The sequence below is a fragment of the Chryseobacterium sp. S90 genome (assembly GCF_047444895.1).
Classification (GTDB): domain Bacteria; phylum Bacteroidota; class Bacteroidia; order Flavobacteriales; family Weeksellaceae; genus Chryseobacterium.
This window is the reverse complement of record NZ_JBLGCX010000003.1, coordinates 369401-389199: the sequence shown is the minus strand read 5'-3', so window position 1 is coordinate 389199 and position 19799 is coordinate 369401. Positions and strand designations below refer to the sequence as shown.

At 36.0% G+C, this 19799-nt stretch carries 19 protein-coding genes; 8 read left to right on the top strand and 11 right to left on the bottom strand.

The window, feature by feature from the left end; translation table 11 throughout:
* Window positions 1-141 precede the first annotated feature (141 nt).
* The 4 genes from ACLMCG_RS11630 to ACLMCG_RS11615 all read left to right on the top strand — a co-directional run bounded on the left by ACLMCG_RS11630 (window position 142) and on the right by ACLMCG_RS11615 (window position 3449).
* A complete protein-coding gene (locus ACLMCG_RS11630) occupies window positions 142-1155 on the top strand; it encodes a sensor histidine kinase (RefSeq protein ID WP_413959665.1) in 1014 nt (337 codons plus the stop codon).
* A complete protein-coding gene (locus tag ACLMCG_RS11625; RefSeq protein WP_413959664.1) occupies window positions 1136-1900 on the top strand; it encodes a LytR/AlgR family response regulator transcription factor in 765 nt (254 codons plus the stop codon). The genes ACLMCG_RS11630 and ACLMCG_RS11625 overlap by 20 nt, the downstream gene beginning before the upstream one ends.
* A 337-nt stretch (window positions 1901-2237) precedes the next feature.
* Entirely contained in the window at window positions 2238-3011 is a 774-nt protein-coding gene (locus ACLMCG_RS11620) for a DUF1223 domain-containing protein (protein WP_413959663.1), read from the top strand.
* Between the two features lie 45 nt (window positions 3012-3056).
* Window positions 3057-3449: a DoxX family protein gene (locus ACLMCG_RS11615; protein ID WP_413959662.1), complete on the top strand. Its 393-nt coding sequence runs from the start codon at window positions 3057-3059 to the stop codon at window positions 3447-3449.
* Window positions 3450-3757: 308 nt separating this feature from the next.
* Here ACLMCG_RS11615 and ACLMCG_RS11610 read toward each other — a convergent pair whose 3' ends face one another.
* The 4 genes from ACLMCG_RS11610 to ACLMCG_RS11595 form a co-directional block, all read right to left on the bottom strand.
* Complete coding sequence (locus ACLMCG_RS11610) at window positions 3758-4750, bottom strand: MBL fold metallo-hydrolase (protein WP_413959661.1); 993 nt, start codon at window positions 4748-4750, stop codon at window positions 3758-3760.
* Between the two features lie 100 nt (window positions 4751-4850).
* Window positions 4851-5852, bottom strand: a complete 1002-nt coding sequence (locus tag ACLMCG_RS11605) for an aldo/keto reductase (RefSeq protein WP_223601658.1) — start codon at window positions 5850-5852, stop codon at window positions 4851-4853.
* An 86-nt stretch (window positions 5853-5938) separates the two neighbouring features.
* Window positions 5939-6844 carry a helix-turn-helix domain-containing protein gene (locus tag ACLMCG_RS11600; protein ID WP_047377614.1) on the bottom strand — a complete coding sequence of 302 codons (906 nt, stop codon included), beginning with the start codon at window positions 6842-6844 and terminating at the stop codon, window positions 5939-5941.
* A 119-nt stretch (window positions 6845-6963) separates the two neighbouring features.
* The gene (locus ACLMCG_RS11595) at window positions 6964-7428 is read right to left on the bottom strand and encodes a hypothetical protein (protein WP_223601659.1); all 465 of its coding nucleotides are present in this window, start codon (window positions 7426-7428) and stop codon (window positions 6964-6966) included.
* Window positions 7429-7961: 533 nt separating this feature from the next.
* On the opposite strand from ACLMCG_RS11595, the gene ACLMCG_RS11590 reads away from it, so the two are divergent.
* Window positions 7962-8249 (top strand): GNAT family N-acetyltransferase, encoded by a 288-nt coding sequence (locus ACLMCG_RS11590; protein WP_047385514.1) that lies wholly within the window; start codon window positions 7962-7964, stop codon window positions 8247-8249.
* On the opposite strand, the gene ACLMCG_RS11585 is transcribed toward ACLMCG_RS11590, so the two are convergent.
* A complete protein-coding gene (locus ACLMCG_RS11585) occupies window positions 8250-9347 on the bottom strand; it encodes an MBL fold metallo-hydrolase (RefSeq protein ID WP_413959660.1) in 1098 nt (365 codons plus the stop codon).
* Between the two features lie 315 nt (window positions 9348-9662).
* Between ACLMCG_RS11585 and ACLMCG_RS11580 the strand changes: the two genes are divergently transcribed.
* Window positions 9663-11057, top strand: a complete 1395-nt coding sequence (locus ACLMCG_RS11580; protein WP_223601661.1) for a S41 family peptidase — start codon at window positions 9663-9665, stop codon at window positions 11055-11057.
* A gap of 40 nt (window positions 11058-11097) precedes the next feature.
* Here the strand turns inward: ACLMCG_RS11580 and ACLMCG_RS11575 are convergent, their stop codons facing one another.
* The 6 genes from ACLMCG_RS11575 to ACLMCG_RS11550 all read right to left on the bottom strand — a co-directional run bounded on the left by ACLMCG_RS11575 (window position 11098) and on the right by ACLMCG_RS11550 (window position 17578).
* Complete coding sequence (locus ACLMCG_RS11575; RefSeq protein ID WP_223601662.1) at window positions 11098-11688, bottom strand: hypothetical protein; 591 nt, start codon at window positions 11686-11688, stop codon at window positions 11098-11100.
* Between the two features lie 13 nt (window positions 11689-11701).
* Window positions 11702-12211: an RNA polymerase sigma factor gene (locus tag ACLMCG_RS11570; RefSeq protein ID WP_413959659.1), complete on the bottom strand. Its 510-nt coding sequence runs from the start codon at window positions 12209-12211 to the stop codon at window positions 11702-11704.
* Window positions 12212-12356: 145 nt separating this feature from the next.
* Window positions 12357-14354: a M4 family metallopeptidase gene (locus ACLMCG_RS11565; protein WP_413959658.1), complete on the bottom strand. Its 1998-nt coding sequence runs from the start codon at window positions 14352-14354 to the stop codon at window positions 12357-12359.
* A gap of 112 nt (window positions 14355-14466) precedes the next feature.
* Complete coding sequence (locus ACLMCG_RS11560; RefSeq protein WP_413959657.1) at window positions 14467-15282, bottom strand: hypothetical protein; 816 nt, start codon at window positions 15280-15282, stop codon at window positions 14467-14469.
* 11 nt (window positions 15283-15293) lie between these two features.
* Window positions 15294-15803, bottom strand: coding sequence for an RNA polymerase sigma factor (locus tag ACLMCG_RS11555; protein WP_223601666.1), 510 nt, complete (start codon window positions 15801-15803; stop codon window positions 15294-15296).
* 146 nt (window positions 15804-15949) lie between these two features.
* Window positions 15950-17578 (bottom strand): NADP-dependent glyceraldehyde-3-phosphate dehydrogenase, encoded by a 1629-nt coding sequence (locus tag ACLMCG_RS11550; protein WP_413959656.1) that lies wholly within the window; start codon window positions 17576-17578, stop codon window positions 15950-15952.
* Between the two features lie 291 nt (window positions 17579-17869).
* Here ACLMCG_RS11550 and tpx point away from each other — a divergent pair, with 291 nt between their 5' ends.
* Together tpx and ACLMCG_RS11540 are read left to right on the top strand one after the other, a co-directional pair.
* The gene (gene tpx / locus ACLMCG_RS11545; RefSeq protein ID WP_185114221.1) at window positions 17870-18439 is read left to right on the top strand and encodes a thiol peroxidase; all 570 of its coding nucleotides are present in this window, start codon (window positions 17870-17872) and stop codon (window positions 18437-18439) included.
* Between the two features lie 890 nt (window positions 18440-19329).
* Window positions 19330-19707: a helix-turn-helix domain-containing protein gene (locus ACLMCG_RS11540; RefSeq protein WP_413959655.1), complete on the top strand. Its 378-nt coding sequence runs from the start codon at window positions 19330-19332 to the stop codon at window positions 19705-19707.
* Window positions 19708-19799: the final 92 nt, after the last annotated feature.

The following is a 19799-nucleotide window of genomic DNA, read 5'->3' as shown; positions in this document are numbered from 1 at the left end:
GGTAAACTCAGGACTATTTTATAAATGTTTAATCTGATAAGTCCGGCGAACAGGGAATGAAAATAAAACTCTTCTTTCATTATTTATCATAATATTTTCAATAAAAAACATTAATTTAACTTTTTCAAATCAGCATATTTCATGCAACAGCAAAAAATAAAAATTTCACAAGCCATTATCTGGATAAGCTCCATTTTTCTGGGTATTTTATCTTCTGTTCCTCAGCTTGCTTCTCATGAATTCAACTGGAAAGAAGCGATAGTCAACTCAGCCATTACAGCAGCATTTTCCATCATCATGTGGTATGTCAATATTTATATGTTAAATCGTACCGCAAAACGAAGACAGCATATCTCCTACTCAAGATTGATAGTAGTACTGGCTTTCGGAATGGTAATTATGTTTGGACTTGCCTGGATTCAGCAGCTGATTTTATCTCATATCAATTTCGGTCCGGTAATGCTGATGGTTGAAGTAAGAGGAATTTTAATCAATCTGGTTTGTTATATGTTCTTGACACTTCTTCAGAATAATTATACGGGCCAGCAGATACAGCTTGAACTGGAGAAGGTAAAAAGTGATAATTTAGGGGCTCAGTACGAATTACTGAAGCAACAGATCAACCCGCATTTTCTCTTTAACAGTTTGAATACATTGAAATTAATGGCAGAAACGCATGACGAAGAAACGGTTGATTTCATTGTAAAACTCTCAGATTTCTACCGGTTTACACTTGAAAGCCGAAAACTCGACCTGATCAGTGTTCAGGAAGAAATGAAAATAGTAGATGCTTATCTTTTTCTTCAGAAGGCACGCTTCGGTGAAGGAATTAAGTTTACCAACGATCTCGGAAAAGAAACGGATCAAACCCTTATTCCTCCTTTTACGCTTCAGCTTTTGGTGGAAAACTGTATCAAACACAATATTGTTTCACAAAGTAAGCCTCTGCACATTAAAATATACACCGTTGATTCTCAAATTGTGATTGAAAATCCTATACAGCGAAAGATGAACACCGAAGACTCTCTGGGAGTGGGACTTGACAATATTAAAATGCGTTACAAACACTTACTGGAAAAGGAAATCACTATTAACTCAGACGAAAACAATTTTCAGATAAAACTACCATTAATTCATGAATATCATCATTATTGAAGACGAATTCAGGGCTGCAAAATCCCTTCAGAATTTAATTTCAGATTTAAAACCGGATTCTAAGATACTGGGTGTTTACGACAGTATCGAAACAAGTATTGAAGGCTTGAAAGACGTGAAACCCGATCTTATTTTTATGGATATCCAGCTATCGGACGGACTTTCATTCGAGATTTTCAAATCGGTGGACATTACATGCCCGGTGGTTTTCTGTACGGCATTTGATCAGTATATGCTGGATGCTTTTAAGAGCAAGGGCGTTGATTATGTTTTAAAACCATTTTCCAAAGAAGATATTGCTGAAGCTTTGAGAAAGGTTGACGAACTGAAAAAATTTTTTCAGAAAAATGACCTTCCTGACCTGGAATTGTTGATCCAAAAAATTAACCAGCCTGCTTCTACCGGTAAGAGTAATTTTCTGGTTTTTAAAAATCAAAAATACACTACAATTCCTACAGAAGACATTGCCTATTTTTATATCCATAATGAAATGACTCATCTGGTAACATTCGGCAAAGAGCAGTTTTCTCTTAGCCAGCCTTTGGGGCAAGTCGCGGAACAGGTCTCTGATAAACAATTCTTCAGGGTTAACAGGCAATATCTCGTGAATTTCAAAGCGATTAAGGAAATGGAACATTATTTTCAGCGTAAAATATTGGTAAAACTCACTGTTGAAACTCCCGAAAAACTTCTTATTAATAAAGAGAAAACCCATAGTTTCTTTACCTGGCTGGAAGACAGATAAAGAGTAAGGAAGCTGGAAGTACTTGAAGTCATTCTAATATTCAGAACTTTTTAAATAAATTATAACCCTGATTGATATGATTAGGGTTTTCTTTTTTATTCCTTATTTGATTGTATCAATTTCTTAAGCTTCTTCCTTCTTATATCTAAAAAAATAAAACGCTATTCCTTTTCACACTCCAAAAACTTCCAGCCTCCCACTTCCAGCTTCCAGCTTCCAGCCTTAAAATCCTTCCCCCTTCGCAATTTCCGTATTCACCTTTTGATTTGTCCGGTTGAACCATTTTTGTATTCTTCCGCCTTTCCAGAGTATCTACTTTTGAATCAAATTAAAAGACATGATACTAAAAAACTTAATCACAGTAAGCGCTTTCACCGCGTTATTATTTGCTACTTCAGCATTTATTCATCAAGATAAAGTAGAAAAAACAGCACAACAATCAACTACAGAAAATGGTTTTGCAGTTTTGGAACTTTTCACTTCAGAAGGCTGCTCCAGCTGTCCTCCCGCTGATGAACTGATGGGGAAAATTGAAAAGGAATATAAAGATGAGCCTGTTTACCTTCTCTCCTACCATGTTGATTACTGGAATAGACTTGGATGGAAAGACCGGTTCAGTAGTGCTGAGAACTCGCAGCGACAACAGCAATACAGCCGTATTTTAAATTCACAGGTTTATACACCACAGTTGGTTGTCAATGGAAAAACAGAATTTGTAGGGTCAGATGAAACCAATATCAAAAATACAATCCGTGAAGTCTTATTCTCCTCTAAAAAAACAAATGTAGCACTATCAGCAAACATTTCTCAGAAGGAAATCAATGTACAGTATAAAGCCTCTGCAACCGACCCTAAGAATATACTTCTTGTTAATCTTGTTGAAAAACATTCTTCTACTCAGGTAGGAAAAGGTGAAAATGAAGGCCGTCATCTGCATCATTGGCAGATTGTTCATAAGCAAAATCAGATCTCATTGAATAAACAGCTGGAAGGAACAACCACATTTAAACTTCCGGAAGGTTTTTCTCTTGAAAACTGGGAAGCTATAGCTTTTATTCAAAATCCAAAAACGGGAGAAATATCAGGATCAGCAAAAACAATTTTCAAATAATTTTCACACAATATATTAATAATAACAACTAAAAATAATACTACAATGAAAACAAAAACAACAAAAATCATCTATTGGGCGGGAGCTATTTTTATGTCATTATGGTTCGGAGCCAGCGGTTTCTTTGAACTTACAAAAAATCCTGTGGTATGGGACATTACTCAACAACTTGGCTATCCGCCGCATTTTATTTATATACTGGGTGTCTTTAAAATTTCAGGCGTTCTTGTTCTCCTCCTTCCCAACAGATTAATGAGATTGAAAGAATGGGTATTTGCAGGAATGTTTTTCGATATTATTTTTGCTTTATTCTCAAAAATTGCGGTACTGGGTTTTCCAGCTACAATAGATGCAATAGTCGCTTTCTCTGTACTTACGATGACTTATCTGATGTTCAGAAAGCTATATTCTCCTGAGCTGGTTTTTGGAGAAGCCTGATGACTATAAAACTCTAATTTTTTCTTATGTTGAAACCGATCCTCCTATTGCATGGGAGGATCGGTTGTTTTATAAGTTTGGGCTAAAGCCCTATGAATGAGCCTTGTTATGAAAGCGGACTAAAGTCCGCTTCTATTGATTGTGTTATGCGTGTGGTAATTATTTCGTTTAATTAACCACCCCGTCAAAAATTCTTTGAATTTTTGCCACCCCTCCAAGGGAGGGGAATATTGAGTGCGTATTTATTAATCCTAGTCAGCGAATCCCTAATCCCTACTACCTATTACCTCTCACCTGCAGCCTACTACCTAATTCATAAAACTTTCTGGGAACCATTCAAATGCTCCGGATTTTGTTTTTGTAAATCCAAGACCCGGCCAGGGTAAATGATAGGCAAATGCTCTGGTTTTAGTATCTGCCAATTGTTTCAGAAGATCTTTCCTTGAAGCGGTCGCAAGATCAAGATCAGTATCACCGAAGTAACCCCATTCAGGATGTTGGAAAAGAATTACATCGGAATGAATCAAATCTGCAATGTAGATCAGTTTTTCATTTCCTGAAGAAATGGTTGTCACCGTTAAACCCGGAGTATGGCCGGGAGCCAGCTGAAAACCAAAATTGTCATAAAGTGGATTATTAAGGTCATAAAACTTAAGTTTTGGCTGAATGGTTTTAAGAATATTTTGAACAGCAGGAATAATCTGATTGAGTAATTCAGGCTGCTTTTTCAAACCACTATTATTAAAATCTTTGATAGTAGCATTCATCCAAAAGTCATGTTCAGTTTCTGAAATGAAAATACCGGCGTTCGGAAAAACCAGATTCTGCTTTTTATCAATTACGCCGCCAATATGATCAGGATGGGCATGGGAGATAAAAACATCTGTAATATCTTTTGGTGAAAAACCTGCTTTTTGGAGACTTTTTAATAAGAATCCGGTTCTTTCATCAGCAAAAATACCCATTCCGGTATCTAACAGAATGAGTTTATTCTTTGTTTTAACCAACAGAATATTCATGGCCATATCAATGTAATTCTCCGGTCTGAAATTATTTTTAAGAATTGATTTCAGCTCAGAAACAGTCCCTCTGGGAGCAAATGCATTAAGATTTTCTTCATGAATATATCCGTCTGTAAGAACAAAAAGTTCCAGTTCTCCAAGCTTTAACTTTTTAAAACCGGAAAGATCATCACCTGTTTGTTCAGTGATTTTTGGAGTTTCTGCCAATATACTGGAAAAAGGAATCATGCTTAATGTTCCTGCCAATAAACCATTCTTTAATAGTTCTCTTCTGTTCATAATTTAGTTTTTTTCATTAATTATACATTCTCAGTGAGAATAATAACAAAAAAACTGAGCTCCCATCATAAGCAGGAACTCAGTTTTTGTATCGTAATCTTTAGTTGTTCACCAGTTTCATTGAGCCTTCGGTGTATCTTTCCCCTACATTCGGGTATTTTTTCAGAATGGCATCAATAGTATCCAGATCTGATTGCGAAAGGTCTATGTTGACGGCTGCAATATTTTCTTCCAGATATTTAATTCGTTTGGTACCCGGAATCGGGATAATGTCGTCTCCCTGATTCAATACCCAAGCTAATGCCAGCTGTGTTCCTTTTACCCCTTTGGAAGCTGCAAATTCATTAATTTCGTTAGCCAGTTTGGTATTATTTTCAAGGTATTCCTGCTGATAACGCGGTAGTGATTTTCTGAAATCATCATCACCAAGATTCTGTACATCATAAATATTGGTAAAAAGACCTCTTGCCAGCGGTGAATAAGGGACTAAAGAAATTCCCAGTTCTCTGATGGTTGGCAAAATCTCTTTTTCAACATCCTTTGTAAGGATAGAATATTCTGATTGTAAAGCTGCGATTGGGTGGATCTTGTTGGCTTTTCTGATAGATTCTGCCGAAGCTTCAGATAATCCGATATATTTTACTTTTCCTGCTTTCACAAGCTCTGCCATTGCACCTACTGTTTCCTCTACCGGAACATTGGGATCCACTCTGTGAGCATAGTACAGGTCAATAGTATCTATTTTTAATCTTTGAAGACTTAAATCTACTGCTTTTCTGATCCATTCAGGAGAACCGTCAAAATACGTTCCCGGAGCTCCGCTGTGGCTTGCTTTACCATCTTTAAATCTGAATCCGAATTTGGTCGCAATAAAAATTTTATCCCTGTTCGGAACCAAAACTTTAGAAATCAGTTTTTCGTTTTCTCCATTGGCATACATATCCGCAGTATCCCAGAAGTTAACGCCTAAATCCAAAGCTCTGTGCAAAGTACTGATACTTTCCTGTTCATCTGTAGGACCATAAGCAAAGCTCATTCCCATACATCCTAAACCAATTGCCGATAACTGTTCGTCTGTGTTTCCTAATTTTTTAAATTTCATGATAGGTATGATTTAATTTTACAAGACAAAATTAGAACATGAAGAAACCAATTCCGATATAGAATTCAAACCAAGAATTATAAAATTCAAACAATGTCCATTCTTAAGGCATTAGGAGTAATTCCGGTTTGTTTTTTAAAGTAATTGGTAAAATAAGCGGGTTCTTCGAAGCCCAATCCGTAAGCAATTTCAGCTACATTCCAATCTGTATGTTTCAATAAAGCATTGGCTTCCTGAATAATCCTTCCGGTAATCTGCTGACTGGTAGTTTTCCCTGTGATCTCTTTTACGGAACGGTTTAAAGAATTCACATGGATGGAAAGACTCTGAGCATAATCGTTGGGCGTTTTTAATTTTAAAAAAGCCTCAGGACTGTCAATGGGAAATTGTCTTTCCAGAAGTTCCATAAATAAGGAAGCAACTCTTTGTGAAGCATTCTGATAAGGCTCAAAACTTTCTGCAGGCTGCATTCTCATGGTTTCATGAATCATCAGGTGAAGGTAAGCTCTCAGCATATCATATTTGTGAATATAATCCGACTGAATCTCCGTCATCATTTTCGTATAAATATCAGAAAGTATCCTCTGCTGTTCTTCATCTACAAAGAAAACAGGTGTCCCTCCAATCTTGAAAAGCGGAGAATCCTGAAGGTTTCCCATGCGGCTTCCGTTATGCAGAAACTGATCGGTAAACAGACAAAACCAGCCTTTCTGATCTTCATCATCTGCCTCCCAGGAATAAGGAATAATAGGATTTGAAAACAATAAAGCTGGCCGGTCTACTTTAATCCATTTATCAGCATAATGCAGTTTTCCTTTTCCTATAATCAATGAAATCTTATAATAATCTCTCCTGCTGTAGGGAGTCAACGGAGAACAGTATTCCCGTGAAAATACATTAAAGTGCCCCATCCTGCTGACTCCAATACATTGTGATGCCAGATTGGGGGCATTCCTTTCATAAAAACCCTTAAGTGATTCATGTGATTCCATAAATCAAAGTTATAAAATTCAAACAAACTAAATAAAAATAATATTCAAGATTGGAAAAAATAAAATGGCTGACAAAAAGATGCCAGCCATTTAAAAGTGAATATATAGTTGATAGTGATCTAATCCCAATCGTCGTCGTGACCATGACCACGGCCATGGTGTTTAGATTGTTTTTTATAGTATTTTTCTTGATTTTTATAATACTTCTCTTGTTCTTTACGGTATTTTTTATAATCGTTTTTATTTCTACCGTAAACAATCACTGGGTTTTGGCCTCTGTAATATCTCTTTTTAAAGATGATATACTTTTCTCTGCCCATGATTCTTTCCAGCTCTGAATACCGGTCGTTTCTCCATCTTCCCGGCTCTACAACATATACTCTATTCCATTTATCATAATCACGATATCGGTCATTGAGTACATAAATCTGATTGGCCTGTGTGGTAGACAGCAACAGATCGGCAACAACTCTTTGCCAGTTAACATCCGAAATACTTCTTCTGTAATCGTTATAATAATCTGACTGGGCATAACTCAAACTGAATGTCCCAACCAAAAATACTGTTAATAATAACTTTTTCATTTCATTCCCCTTTAAAATTAAACATGATGGCATACTCAATTAAAGTGCCAAGTTTTAATTACAAATACTAATATTTGTTAAGAAAACCATAAACAACTGATTATCTTTGAAATATTTCATGCATTTTAATGAAATTATTACATGTTATTGATCTTAAATTATAATCAGAATACAATTTAATTTTATTAAACATAAATTTCCAATCAGCAATGACAATCAGCAAATTGGAATTAAATTTGGGGTTTAAGGAGTAAATATTGTACGTTTTGGCTAAAGCCAATGAATAGGTAATTTATTGTCAGGTGGGTTAAAACCCACCTCTATTGAATTTTAACAACAAGATCTTTTATCTTTTATCTTTTATCTTTTATCTTTTATCTTTTATCTTTTATCTTTTTATCATTATGTTATAAATTTCGTTAAGATTCCTGAAAACTATTATTTCATATTATTTAATTTCGTAATTTTAGTGGAGAGAATGTTTTTCGGAAAGTTCTCGAAATTATTTTTTATCAACCAAATCTTACATTATCATGGAAAATATAAAGTTTCAGGTATCGCCATATCAGGATGAATTGCAGCTCCTTATTGATGGGAAAAAGGCAGGTTATATGTCCATAGAGGTTGACGGAAGACTGCTTATTGTGTATTATACGAAACTTGATGAAGAGCGTGAAGGAAAAGGATACGCCAAACTATTACTGGATGAGCTTGTACGCTACGCAGAAGAGAAAGATTTGCTTGTAGACCCGGAATGTGATTTTGTACGACAACAGTTTGAAAATCATCCTGTACGATATAAAGACATATGGCATGCCTGATCAGTTTTCCCACCAGTCTGTAAATTGCTGTTCATGCTGATTCAGATCTACTACCTCTCCAATCATTGGAGTGAGGATATCCAATCCTTTTTCTTTTCCAAGAGCAGTTATCTTTTGTAAAGGTTCATTCCATGGGTGAAGAGCGAGTGCAAATTTGGCTGCATGAACAGGGATGATACGATCCGCTTTGAGATCAATACCAGCCTGGATAACATCTTCCGGCAGTGTATGAATATACCTCCATGCTTCTCCATATTGTCCGTTCTCAAGAATGGCATAATCGAAAGGGCCATATTGCTCACCGATTGTTTTAAAATGGCTGTCATAACCACTGTCTCCGCCCAAGAAAATTTTCTTTGTTGGCGTTATCAAAACATAGGAACTCCATAGGGTATCATTCTGCCTGATTCTCCTGCCTGAAAAATGTCTGGCAGGGGTAAAAACAATTTTTATATTGTTCTTCAGATTCACTTCAGTTCCCCATTCTTCTTCAATAAGGGAATTTTCAGCATATCCCCATCTCTCTAAATGTGCTCCTACTCCCAAAGGTAAAATAGCCATTCCCGTTCTGTCTTTGATTGATTCTACAGTCGGATAATCCAAATGGTCAAAATGGTCGTGGGTGATTACCAGATAATCAATATCAGGAATATCTTCAGGTTTAAAGATATCTGATCCTTTGAACGCCTTATTAAAATATTTAAAAGGAGAGCCATATAAACTCAATACAGGATCAATCAGGAAAGAAATACCGTTTGTCTGCAGATAATAAGATGAATGTCCCAGCCAGATAAATACATCCTGATTTTTGTCTATGTTTTTTAAATCGGTATGAAGGGATGGTATTTCTTTTAAAGGTTTCAAGAGCGGATCTTTTTTCCCTAAAAAGAAATCGTAAGTCACTTTCGACATTTTGTAACCCTCGGTAATAGATGGTGTAGGGCTGATATTCTGAAACTGTCTTTTTTTATAGAGTTTTGAATGCCTGATCCGCTTCAGCCTCTTTCCTTTTGGCACTCCGCCAAACGCCTTCATATTGATCACTATAAAAAAGGTAACCGTAAGAACAGCTACTGTCGTAATAATCCAATAAATCATCTGTAGAAAATAAATATCAAATGTATTGACTTTTGCCTTTACATGAAAATTTATTCCGTTTTAGTACATTTTTTAACTAAATTTATCATGTATTTTGGAAAATTTATTATTCATTTAAGTCATGATTAATTTTAAACTTTCTATTTTAGCACCCTAAAAAACTCAGATATATTGAAAAATTATTCGGTAATATTTCTTCTCGCAATACTTTCGTCTTGTGCCTCTATAAGAAAACACAACGAACAGCGGGCTTCATGTATTCCACCGGAGCAACTCAAAGAGGATGTGGACTTTGCTTATTCAAAATTACAGCAAATGCATCCTCAATTATATTGGTATATTCCCAAGAAGGAATTGGAACATAAATTTGACAGTCTTAAACAGACCATCACAGAATCTCTTACTCCTCTTCAGTTTTATTTTAAACTTCAGCCTGTCATTGCAGGAATCCGTGAAGGGCATCTTTCATTGAGAATTCCCAGAAAGAAATTTACCAAAAGAGAGTTTAAAAGACTGGAACATCAGAAAGGAATGTTCAGCCGATTTGAATATTATATATCAGGCGATCAAATGTATATTATTCAAAACAGAGATTCCATTGAGCATATACAACCCGGGACTGAGATTTTATCTATAAACCATGTTCCTGTTTCAGATTATATAAAGAAATACAGAACTCTCATCAGCAGCGATGGTGACAATACGACCTTCCATCCCTATTTTTTAAAAGATCTTTTCTTTAATTTTTACACTGCAGAGAACGGCTTGGGAAGTAAAGCAACTCTTGAAACACTTTATAAGGGAGAAAAACGGACCTATACTTTAAACAGAGAAACAAAATCCGATTCTGATCTTGAGAAAGATAAAGAAATGCAGAAAAAGACACTGGAAAAGAAACTGAACGATTATGTAGCTTCAAGTAATTCTTATAACAGAAGTTTTAAATTTCTGGACAAGGACAGCACTATCGCTTATATAAAGGTACAGAGTTTCTCCAGAGATTATTCTGATAAGTTTTATAAAAATACCTTTGCCAAGATCAATGATGCCAAGGCTCCTTACCTCATCATAGATGTCCGAAATAACTATGGAGGTTCTCTCTATGAGATTAATAACCTGTATTCCTATTTGGCGGAAGCTCCTTTTACCCTGATCAAACCTTCTCAGGTAACGTCAAGGGATACTCCACTGCGTACCAATTACTTCAGAAAAAGCAATCCGTTAGAATATGCTCTTAAAAGTATTGCCTATCCGAGCTATTTCTTTGCACAGGCTTTCAGTACCTATAAAAAAGACGGAAAGGTTTTCTATAAAATGAAAGCTGATAAACCTACAAAACCCAATAAGCAAGCTTTCCACGGAAAAGTTTTTGTATTGATCAATGGAGGTAGCTTCTCAGCATCTTCTATTATTACTGCTAAGCTTAAAAATGATAAAAGGGCAACTCTGGTAGGTGAAGAAACCGGTGGCGCTAACGATGGTACTGTTGCAGGTTTCTATTCTTATCAGAAACTTCCAAATTCTGAAATCAGGTTTCCTATCGGATTACTTCTGGTACAGCCTAATATCAAATTTTCAGACTCACGGAAAGGTGTTGTTCCTGATGTAGTGGTTACGGAAAGTATGCAGGATATCATTGACAAAAAAGACCCGCAACTGGATTGGATAAAAAATGAAATCGCTAAGGAAAAAGACAATAAAGGACAATAATTTAAAGTTTCGGCGGGCTTTCAGCCCGCCGAAATCTTTTCTAACTTTTCAACTCTTCTAAGAGGTTTTCAATATGCTGCATATATCTTCCGTAATAACGATGAAACCAGAATTTTCCGGCCAGATAAAGCAAAAACAATCCTCCAATCACGGAACCTATTAATATTAGTGCAATTTTCAGTTCACTTAAAGGTTTGGGCCATGGGATAAATTCCAGAACAATAAGGATCTCACATACCAGAAAAGGTGCAAAACTTATATAGTATGATAGATAATATTGTTTATTCAGATTCAGCTGCATCACCAGATCTTTCAGGGAATCGTAGGTTTTGGGCGCGGGATTACTGATTTCGTTATACAGTTTAAAGAACTTGCTGAAAAAGAAAACGGTAACAATAAGCATGGAAGCAATTAAAACCGTTATATATAATTGCAATTTAAATGGCCTGCAGACTGAGCAAACCAAAAATGCAAAAACAAAAATCCCTATCACCCACCAGAATTCCACACGCATGTTTTTACGTATTTTTTCAAGGGGAAGATTCAGTTTATTTCTTTGTTCTATACTTATTTCAGGAGTTTCCTCCATAATATCTTCGTTCCAGGTATTTTTCAATTCATCGATATTCATTGGATTACTGATTTTAATGTTTGTTTGTTTTTATTTGGCTTAAGATATCTTTAAGTTTGTTTTTTGCGCGGTTCATTTTCACTCTTACATTTCCTTCAGAAATTCCCATCTGCTCTGCAATCTGCCTTCCTGAAAAATCTTCCAGATAGTAGAATATAAAAGCTTTATCAATGGGGTTGAGTTGATGAATGGCCTTATACATTTCGGTCATGCGTTCTTCTTTGCGATAATCATAGTCTTCCTGTACAATGATATGATTGGAAAAATCTTCATTAGCAATAAAGCTTCTTCTTTTTTCCGACTTAAGGAAGATAATGGCCGTATTCAAAGCGATCCTGTACAGCCAAGTTGAAAATTCGCTTTCACCTCTGAAACCAGGAAATGCTTTCCAGAGCTGATAGGTAATCTCCTGAAAAAGATCATCCCGGTCATCCTTTTCAGTCATATACATTTTAGAAATCTTAAATAGGATTCCTTTATGCTGTTCAATTTGACTTATAAACTCTTGTTCTAATGAGGTCATGATTTGTTACTCTATAGAGTTAGTTTTCGTTTAAAAAAATTGTTACAGTATTTTTACAAAAGAAATAAAAAAACCCGACAGTAAAAATACTGCCAGGCTCTCATTGTGTGTTTTTATAAGTTTATTATTTTCTCAGAATACTATTTTATTCAACAATTATTTTCTTAGTGGAAATGATTGTTCCGTTCGAAGTAATTTTCAGAAGGTAGATTCCTTTTTGCGTATTCTCTATGTAAATTTTGTTCACTCCTTTATCTAATTTCTGTGCAGGTTTAATCAATCTTCCTGCAGCGTCAAATATCTCAACAGAAGTATTATCTTTATTATTTTCAATGGTAAATATGCCATCTTTAACTGGGTTTGGATATATTTTCAACTGATCATTCTCTTTACGTACAGATTCCTTTGTTGATAATACACCGTTTCCTATTCCCACAGCATACCATGCATTTACATTCTGCTGCTGCTCATTACTTGCAGCACCATACAAATCCGTCACAGCCTGTTTTGTTGCGTTATAAGCATCCAGATATGTTGTATTAGGAGTCATATAATTCATCAGAGCTCTATAGATAATTTTTTCTGCTTTTTCAATTGTAATTCCAGACACATTATAGGCATTTCCAATATCATTAGTTCCTGAACCGCCTTGTGATAACAGATAAAACCAATAGTTCCCAACTCCACTGTTTGTATGAACTCCGCCGTGATCGTTTGTATCACTCGTATCTGCCGTATTCACCCAATTTGTTCCCAGGTAAGTATCAGGCTGAGGGGTGGGACTTACATTATTCGGGTCAGACATATTTCTCATATAGGGACTTGGGGTAGGATTAAGGAAACTTGCTGTCGGAATCCCCTCACCTATTGTCCAGTTCGGGTTAGCACCTGAATAGAATTCAATGGCTGTTCCCAACATATCTGCAATAGATTCATTAATAGCTCCTGATTCTGCTTCATAATTCAAACCTCCCAGTCCGTTTCTTCCGATAATCAGGTGTGAATATTCATGTCCGGCAACATCTAACCCAACAACAGGGTTCATAAATGTTAACAAACCTCCAAAAATTTTTCCATTTCCATAAAGCATGCATACTATTCCTCCATATAAAGGAGTATCTAAAGCGGCTGCATTTGCTCCTCCTGTAAGGCCTCCAAAATCAAAGTTATAATAGTTGTCAATCTTTGCACCATTCCCGTCATAACTGTTTCTGTTATGCCTTGTCATATAATAATCATAGGCATTTTTCATTGCCCAGTGTACTTCTACAGCAGGCTTTGTATCAGCCGCGGTATAGTTAGCTACCGGATTTATATATTCTTCTACATTGATGATTCCTCCGCTTACCGTATCTATATCCAGATTCGTTCCGTTTAGGGTATGGATATTTCTCGCATTATCTTTCAAACGGAATTGCCCATTATAAGAGTCTACAGTAATAGACTGATTGCCTTTATAATATGTTGTACTTGTAGATGGGGTATCTGTATCATGCATCCTTGAATTCTTCTTAACAACCGTTCCTGTTGCATTATCTATATAATAAGTAAACGCCTTCAGGGGTCTAAAAGAAAGTCCCTCTACTTTGGAAGTGTAATACATAGCAGTTTTTCTCCCTTTATTTACTTTCGTAATGACTACTTCTGTATCAGAGACCTTTATTTTTCCCTGTGGATTAAGATCAGCAATAATAATAGATTTGATTTTTTGCGGATTAAGCTTCTGCTGGCTCGTAGAAAAGTCAATATCAGTAATGATTTCTCCATTTACATGGGTAACTTTTCCACCTTTCTCATGAATCAGGATCATATCATCCATTACTTTTATATTTTTATAGTAATGTTCATACACAAGATGTCTGATTCCAAGGTCATCTTTATTCTCTTTTACAAGTTTATAAGAATGATCTCCGTTTGTACCCAACCATTCACCCAAATGTCCAATCAGGAAATCTGATGAAATATTCTGTCCGCTAAAATCTGCACTAAAAATTCCCATTCCTGACGAAATTGAAATTGCAGGAAGGTTTTTAACTGAAATCTCCGTATTGTCTCTGTTTTGAGCTTTGGCAACAGAAACCGGAACAATCGAAATTGCTAACGCCAAGGCCAAAACCTTAGTAATAGTAGTCTTTTTTCTCATAGTATTTGATATTTTTTCACAGTTAGTAGAATAAAATAAGAAATGTTACATTTTTATATAAAAAAAACCTGACAGGTAATCTGTCAGGTTCTTCTGTATTTAAATAAAATTTCTAGTTCAGCTTATTTAAAGCTCTTTGCAGGGATCCTATATCAAGAAGGTTCAGCTTGGCACCGGCTATTATGACAATCAAAAAAACGAGTGTCAGAAATAAAATGATAAAAATATACATTGAAACAAACCATATAACGGTATTCAGAATATTTCCTTTGATTCCCATTTTATTCATGAAAAATTTCTGTGACCGCTCAAACCATGTCTTTTTCTTTTGCGGTCTGGGGCTTACTTCAATTTCGTTAAGTTCATCCACCAAACGTACCACATCATCAATATACCTTCCGTACATATAATAGATCCAGTATCTTATAATAAAAGCAATCAGGAGCAAAGTGATCAGAAGGCTGCAACCGAAGATCGCCAGATTATATTCCATTTCAAAATGGAAATTAATTCTGATCAGAGAGAGGAGAAATCCAAGAGGAATATAAGACACATAATAGGCTATATAAATTTCTTTTGATATAAGAAGCTGGGTTTTCAGATTAAACAAATCATAATTTGTATTAATACTATTCTTTTGAAGCAGCTTGTACAACTTCAGAAAACGGGAATAAAAATAGACGATAATAACAATGGTCAGGATGGTGACAAATGCGGATATGATTTTGATATTAGAATCAGCAGAAGCAAACGGAAAATTGGTTAAAAGTAAAGGCAGCGTTACAATCATCAGCCAGAACTCTGTTTCCATATTTACTTTCAGCATCTGTAACGGGGAGTGTATTTCCTTCTGTTTTTCAAGAGAAATTTCAGGAGATTCCTTCCCTGTATCTTTATTCCATAGTTCTTTAAAATTGTCTAGTTCCATCCTTTTATCTTTTAATAAGAACCTGTTCCCTGTTTGGTAATGATCTCTTTCAGCTTCTCTTTTGCCCTTTTCAGCTTTACCCTTGTATTCACTTCAGTAATTCCCAGCTGAACGGCTATTTCTTTTCCGGAAAAGCCCTCTAAGAAGAAAAATATAAGCGCTTTATCAATAGGACTCAACTGATGAATTGCTTCATACATCAGCTTCATATTCACATCATCCGTATCATTATAAGGTTCCTGCCGGGCACCCAGCCCATCTACATTCTGATTCTGTATAAAACTACGTTTTTTTTCACTTCGCAGGAAAACAATTGCTGTGTTTAGCGCAGTTCTGTACAGCCATGTGGAGAAATCACTTCTCTTTTGAAAATCACCGTATGATTTCCAGGCCTGGTAGATGATCTCCTGATAGAGGTCATTCTGATCGTCCTTATTATCCATATACATTTTAGAGATCTTGAAAACAACACCTTTGTGCTTTTCAATTTTCTCTAAAAATTCTTTTTCCGGTGAAGACATGATTTACACACTGATCCTTAGATAATATTTATTGAAACATTATCTTATTATAACACAAAACTCTAATTTCCGGCATTAAGTTAAAAAAATCCTCAATAAACGAAGAAGTTTATTGAGGATTTTTAATTATGTTAAATACAATAGGATCAGAAAATATAATCTGTACTTAAAAAATTCGAATCATGTTCTCTGACAATGGTATTGAGTAATTCTTTATTGGAATCTGTAAGTTTCGCTGCTACCAGAGATCTTATTGAGAATGAACGGAGTGCATCAAATACAGAAAGCGTACCTTCCGCACTGTCTTTTCTTCCGGTAAACGGAAATACATCCGGACCTCTTTGTGCCTGGCAATTGATATTGACACGGCTTACAAGATTTACAAACGGGTCAATCAGCTTTGCAACTTCCTGAGGATCTTCACTAAAAATACTCACCTGCATCCCATGCGAAGCATTCACCTGATACTCTATAGGTTCTTCGATATCTTCAAACGGAACAACAGGAATCACAGGGCCAAACTGTTCTTCGTGATATAATTTCATCTCGCTATTTACCGGATAAACAACCGCCGGAAAAACAAATGACTCATTCGTATAACCTCCGTCTTTATTCAAAACGGCTGCTCCTTTCTGTAAGGCATCATCAATGCATTCTTTCAAATAAGGAGGTTTGTTCACTTCCGGAAGCGGAGTTACTTTTACGTCTTTTTCCCACGGTAATCCTGGTTTCAGAGCAGAAACCGCTGCACTTAGTTTTTCTGTAAACTCCAAAGCAATCTCTTTCTGAACAAATATAAGCTTCAGTGCTGTACATCTTTGTCCGTTGAAAGAAAGTGCACCTAAAATACATTCGCTCACCGCTACATCCAGATTCGCATTTTTAGTCACGATGGCTGCATTCTTAGCATCCAGACTCAGAATAGCTCTTAAACGATTTACTTTCGGATGCAATTTTTTCAAGCCGTTAGCTACTTTACTGGAACCGATGAAGGCCAGAACATTCACTTTTCCGCTTTCCATAATTGGAGTGATGATTTCTGATCCTTTTCCGTATAATGTATTCACAGTTCCTTTCGGGAATGCTTCTTTAAAAGCATTTAATAAAGGATAATGAGCCAGTACACCATGTTTCGGGAGTTTAAACAGAATGGTATTTCCCATGATCAAGGCAGGAATCAATGTGGTAAAAATTTCATTCAGAGGATAGTTGAATGGTCCCATACTTAACACCACTCCAAGCGGAGCCCTTCTGATCTGTGCAATTGTTCCCTCAGCCTGTTGAAAGCGGGAAGATTCTCTGTCCAGATCCTTCAGGGCATCAATGGTCTGGTTGATATAATCTACGGTACGGTCAAATTCTTTGGTGGAGTCAGCAAGCGTTTTTCCAATTTCCCACATCAGTAATTTAATGATCAGATCTCTTTGCTGGATCATCAGGTAGACGAATTTCTGCATGCATTTAATGCGTCCTTCCACAGACATCGTAGGCCATTCACCAAGACCATTATCATAGGCTTTTACACAGGCTTCAAGGACTTCCATAGCTTCCTTCGGGCCAATATTCGGGATACTTCCCAACAGTTTTCTTTCTAACCCGTTTTCTGTAGGAATGCACACCGGGGAATAGATTTCGGTAACATCTCCGTCCCACTCTACCAGTTCGCCGTTCAGGAGATAAGTTCTCTGGTGGATGACCGGAACTTTATATTCTTCCGGAATTTCATTTTCACTCTTAAAAATGTGATGGAATGATGCAGTGTTTTCTGAACTCATAAATCTTTCTATTTTTTTATGTGATAAGACTGAGACTATCTCAAAAATGTCATTCTGAACCCAGACTAAGGTCTGCGAACGTAGTTCTGATATCCAGACATCAATACGATTCTTCCTTCGTCAGAATGACAAAAGCCAAACTATTTGACTTTTGAGACAGCCTCATTTAATAATATAAAGGTAGAAGTAAAATATTTTGAAAAAAACAATCTGACAATAGATTTGATCTATTTGAATTAAAATTAATCTCAGCTCCTGAAAAAAGAATAATTTAGCTTAAAAATAAATTTCATGTTTTCAAAATTAGTTTTCAGTACACTATTATTCTTTTCCGCAATGGGCTTTGCACAAAAATCTAAAGCAACCAACACGGTTTTAATGGGAGGAAAAGAAGTACATACCTATGCAAAATTACCGGCGCTGAATAAGCCAGCCCCCAAATTTACCCTTACAGATGTAAATATGAATGATCAGACGCTGGAATCTTACAGAGGGAAGAATGTGATCTTAAATATCTTTCCTAGTGTAGATACAGGCGTGTGTTCAGCTTCTGTACACCATTTCAATGAAGAGGCAGGAAACCTTCCCAATACGGTAGTACTTTGTATTTCCAAAGATCTTCCGTTTGCACAGAAAAGATTCTGTGGTGCAGAGGGAATCAAAAATGTAGTAATGCTTTCAGATTTCCGTTCAGACTTTGGATGGAACTATGGGGTGGAACTGGTAGATTCTGCAATGAAAGGCCTTCTGAGCAGAGCTGTAGTGGTAATAGATCCGTCAGGAAAGATCATCTATGAAGAGCAGGTTGCAGATATTTCTCACGAACCGAATTACGAAGCAGCGATTGCAGCGGTGAAATAATAAGCTTTTACTTTAAAATAAACATAAACTCCGGCGATCTTCGATCGCCGGAGTTTTTTCATTAATTATATAAAAAATGCAATGTTTTTTTAAAGCACCTGATTCCGTTTAGATTCCTGCGAAATGATAGACTGTATGGATAATCTAAGCGGGTAGTTTCTATTAAGATCTTGACAAATAATGTCCACATTAGACTTCCTACGCGTCCACCTTGTCATTCCGCAGGAATCTAAACTCTTATTTTTTCCATCAATCTAAAAAGCTTTTACTGCATAAATTCCTGCGGAATGACAGACTGTATGGATAATCTAAGCGGGTAGTTTCTATTAAGATCTGGACAAATAAATGTTTACATAGTCTTCCTACGCGTTTACCTTGTCATTCCGGAGGAATCTAAACTCTTATTTTTTCCATCAATCCAAAAGCTTTTACTGCATAAATTCCTGCGAAATGACAATAAGAACGTAAAAAGCCCGCCGATTTGCCGAGTTTTTTGTAACGCTTTTGAAAACGCAAAGATCTAATTAAAAATGCTATACTCAAGCGAGCAAAGAAAGAATCAATTAAGATTGATTTTATGAAGCTAACATTTTACATCCCGCTTCATCAGTGGCGCAGCCACAAAACTTTGCTTCCTTTCTAAAAAATAGGATAATTGAAAACTTTGCGTCAAAAAAATATATTTTGTTGGAAAAACGCAGAGGCGCAAATTGTTATTAAAATAAACTGTCTTAAGGCGCAAAGATTTTATCTCTGATAAAATTGATGACGCTTCACTTGCTGAAAATCTATGATTTTCTTGCGCCTTAAAATAACACATCAGGCATAAAAAACTTGCGTCTTTGCGATTCTCCAACAAAAATTTTGCATATTTGTAGAAAATACGGGTCATGCAAAAAGAAAAACTACGCAACGTAAGAAAAAGAAAAGGCATCACACAACAACAGATTGCTGACATCATCGCCACAGATGTATCCAACTACAGCAGAAAAGAAAGCGGAGATGTAGCCATCAGAAAGGAAGAATGGGAAAAAATTGCCCGTTACCTGGAAGTTCCTGTAGAAGATATCTATGAAGAAGAAGATCCCAAGCCAATCTTTAATTTTGATAACATTACAGGAAGTAGTGGTTTTGGAAATAATGTAAATGGTAATCTTTATTGTAATGTACCTGAATTCCTTCTGGAAAACCAAAGAGATTATATAGAACACCTGAAAAAAGAAAACCAAAGGTTGCAGGAAGAAATAAAAGCTCTTCAAAATAAATAATCCATTAAGAAGATTGAAAGGATTAAGATGATGCGCACGGCTTAAAAAACATCTTTGATGTTTCCCTTAACCAGCCTTCACTACTTAAAAAT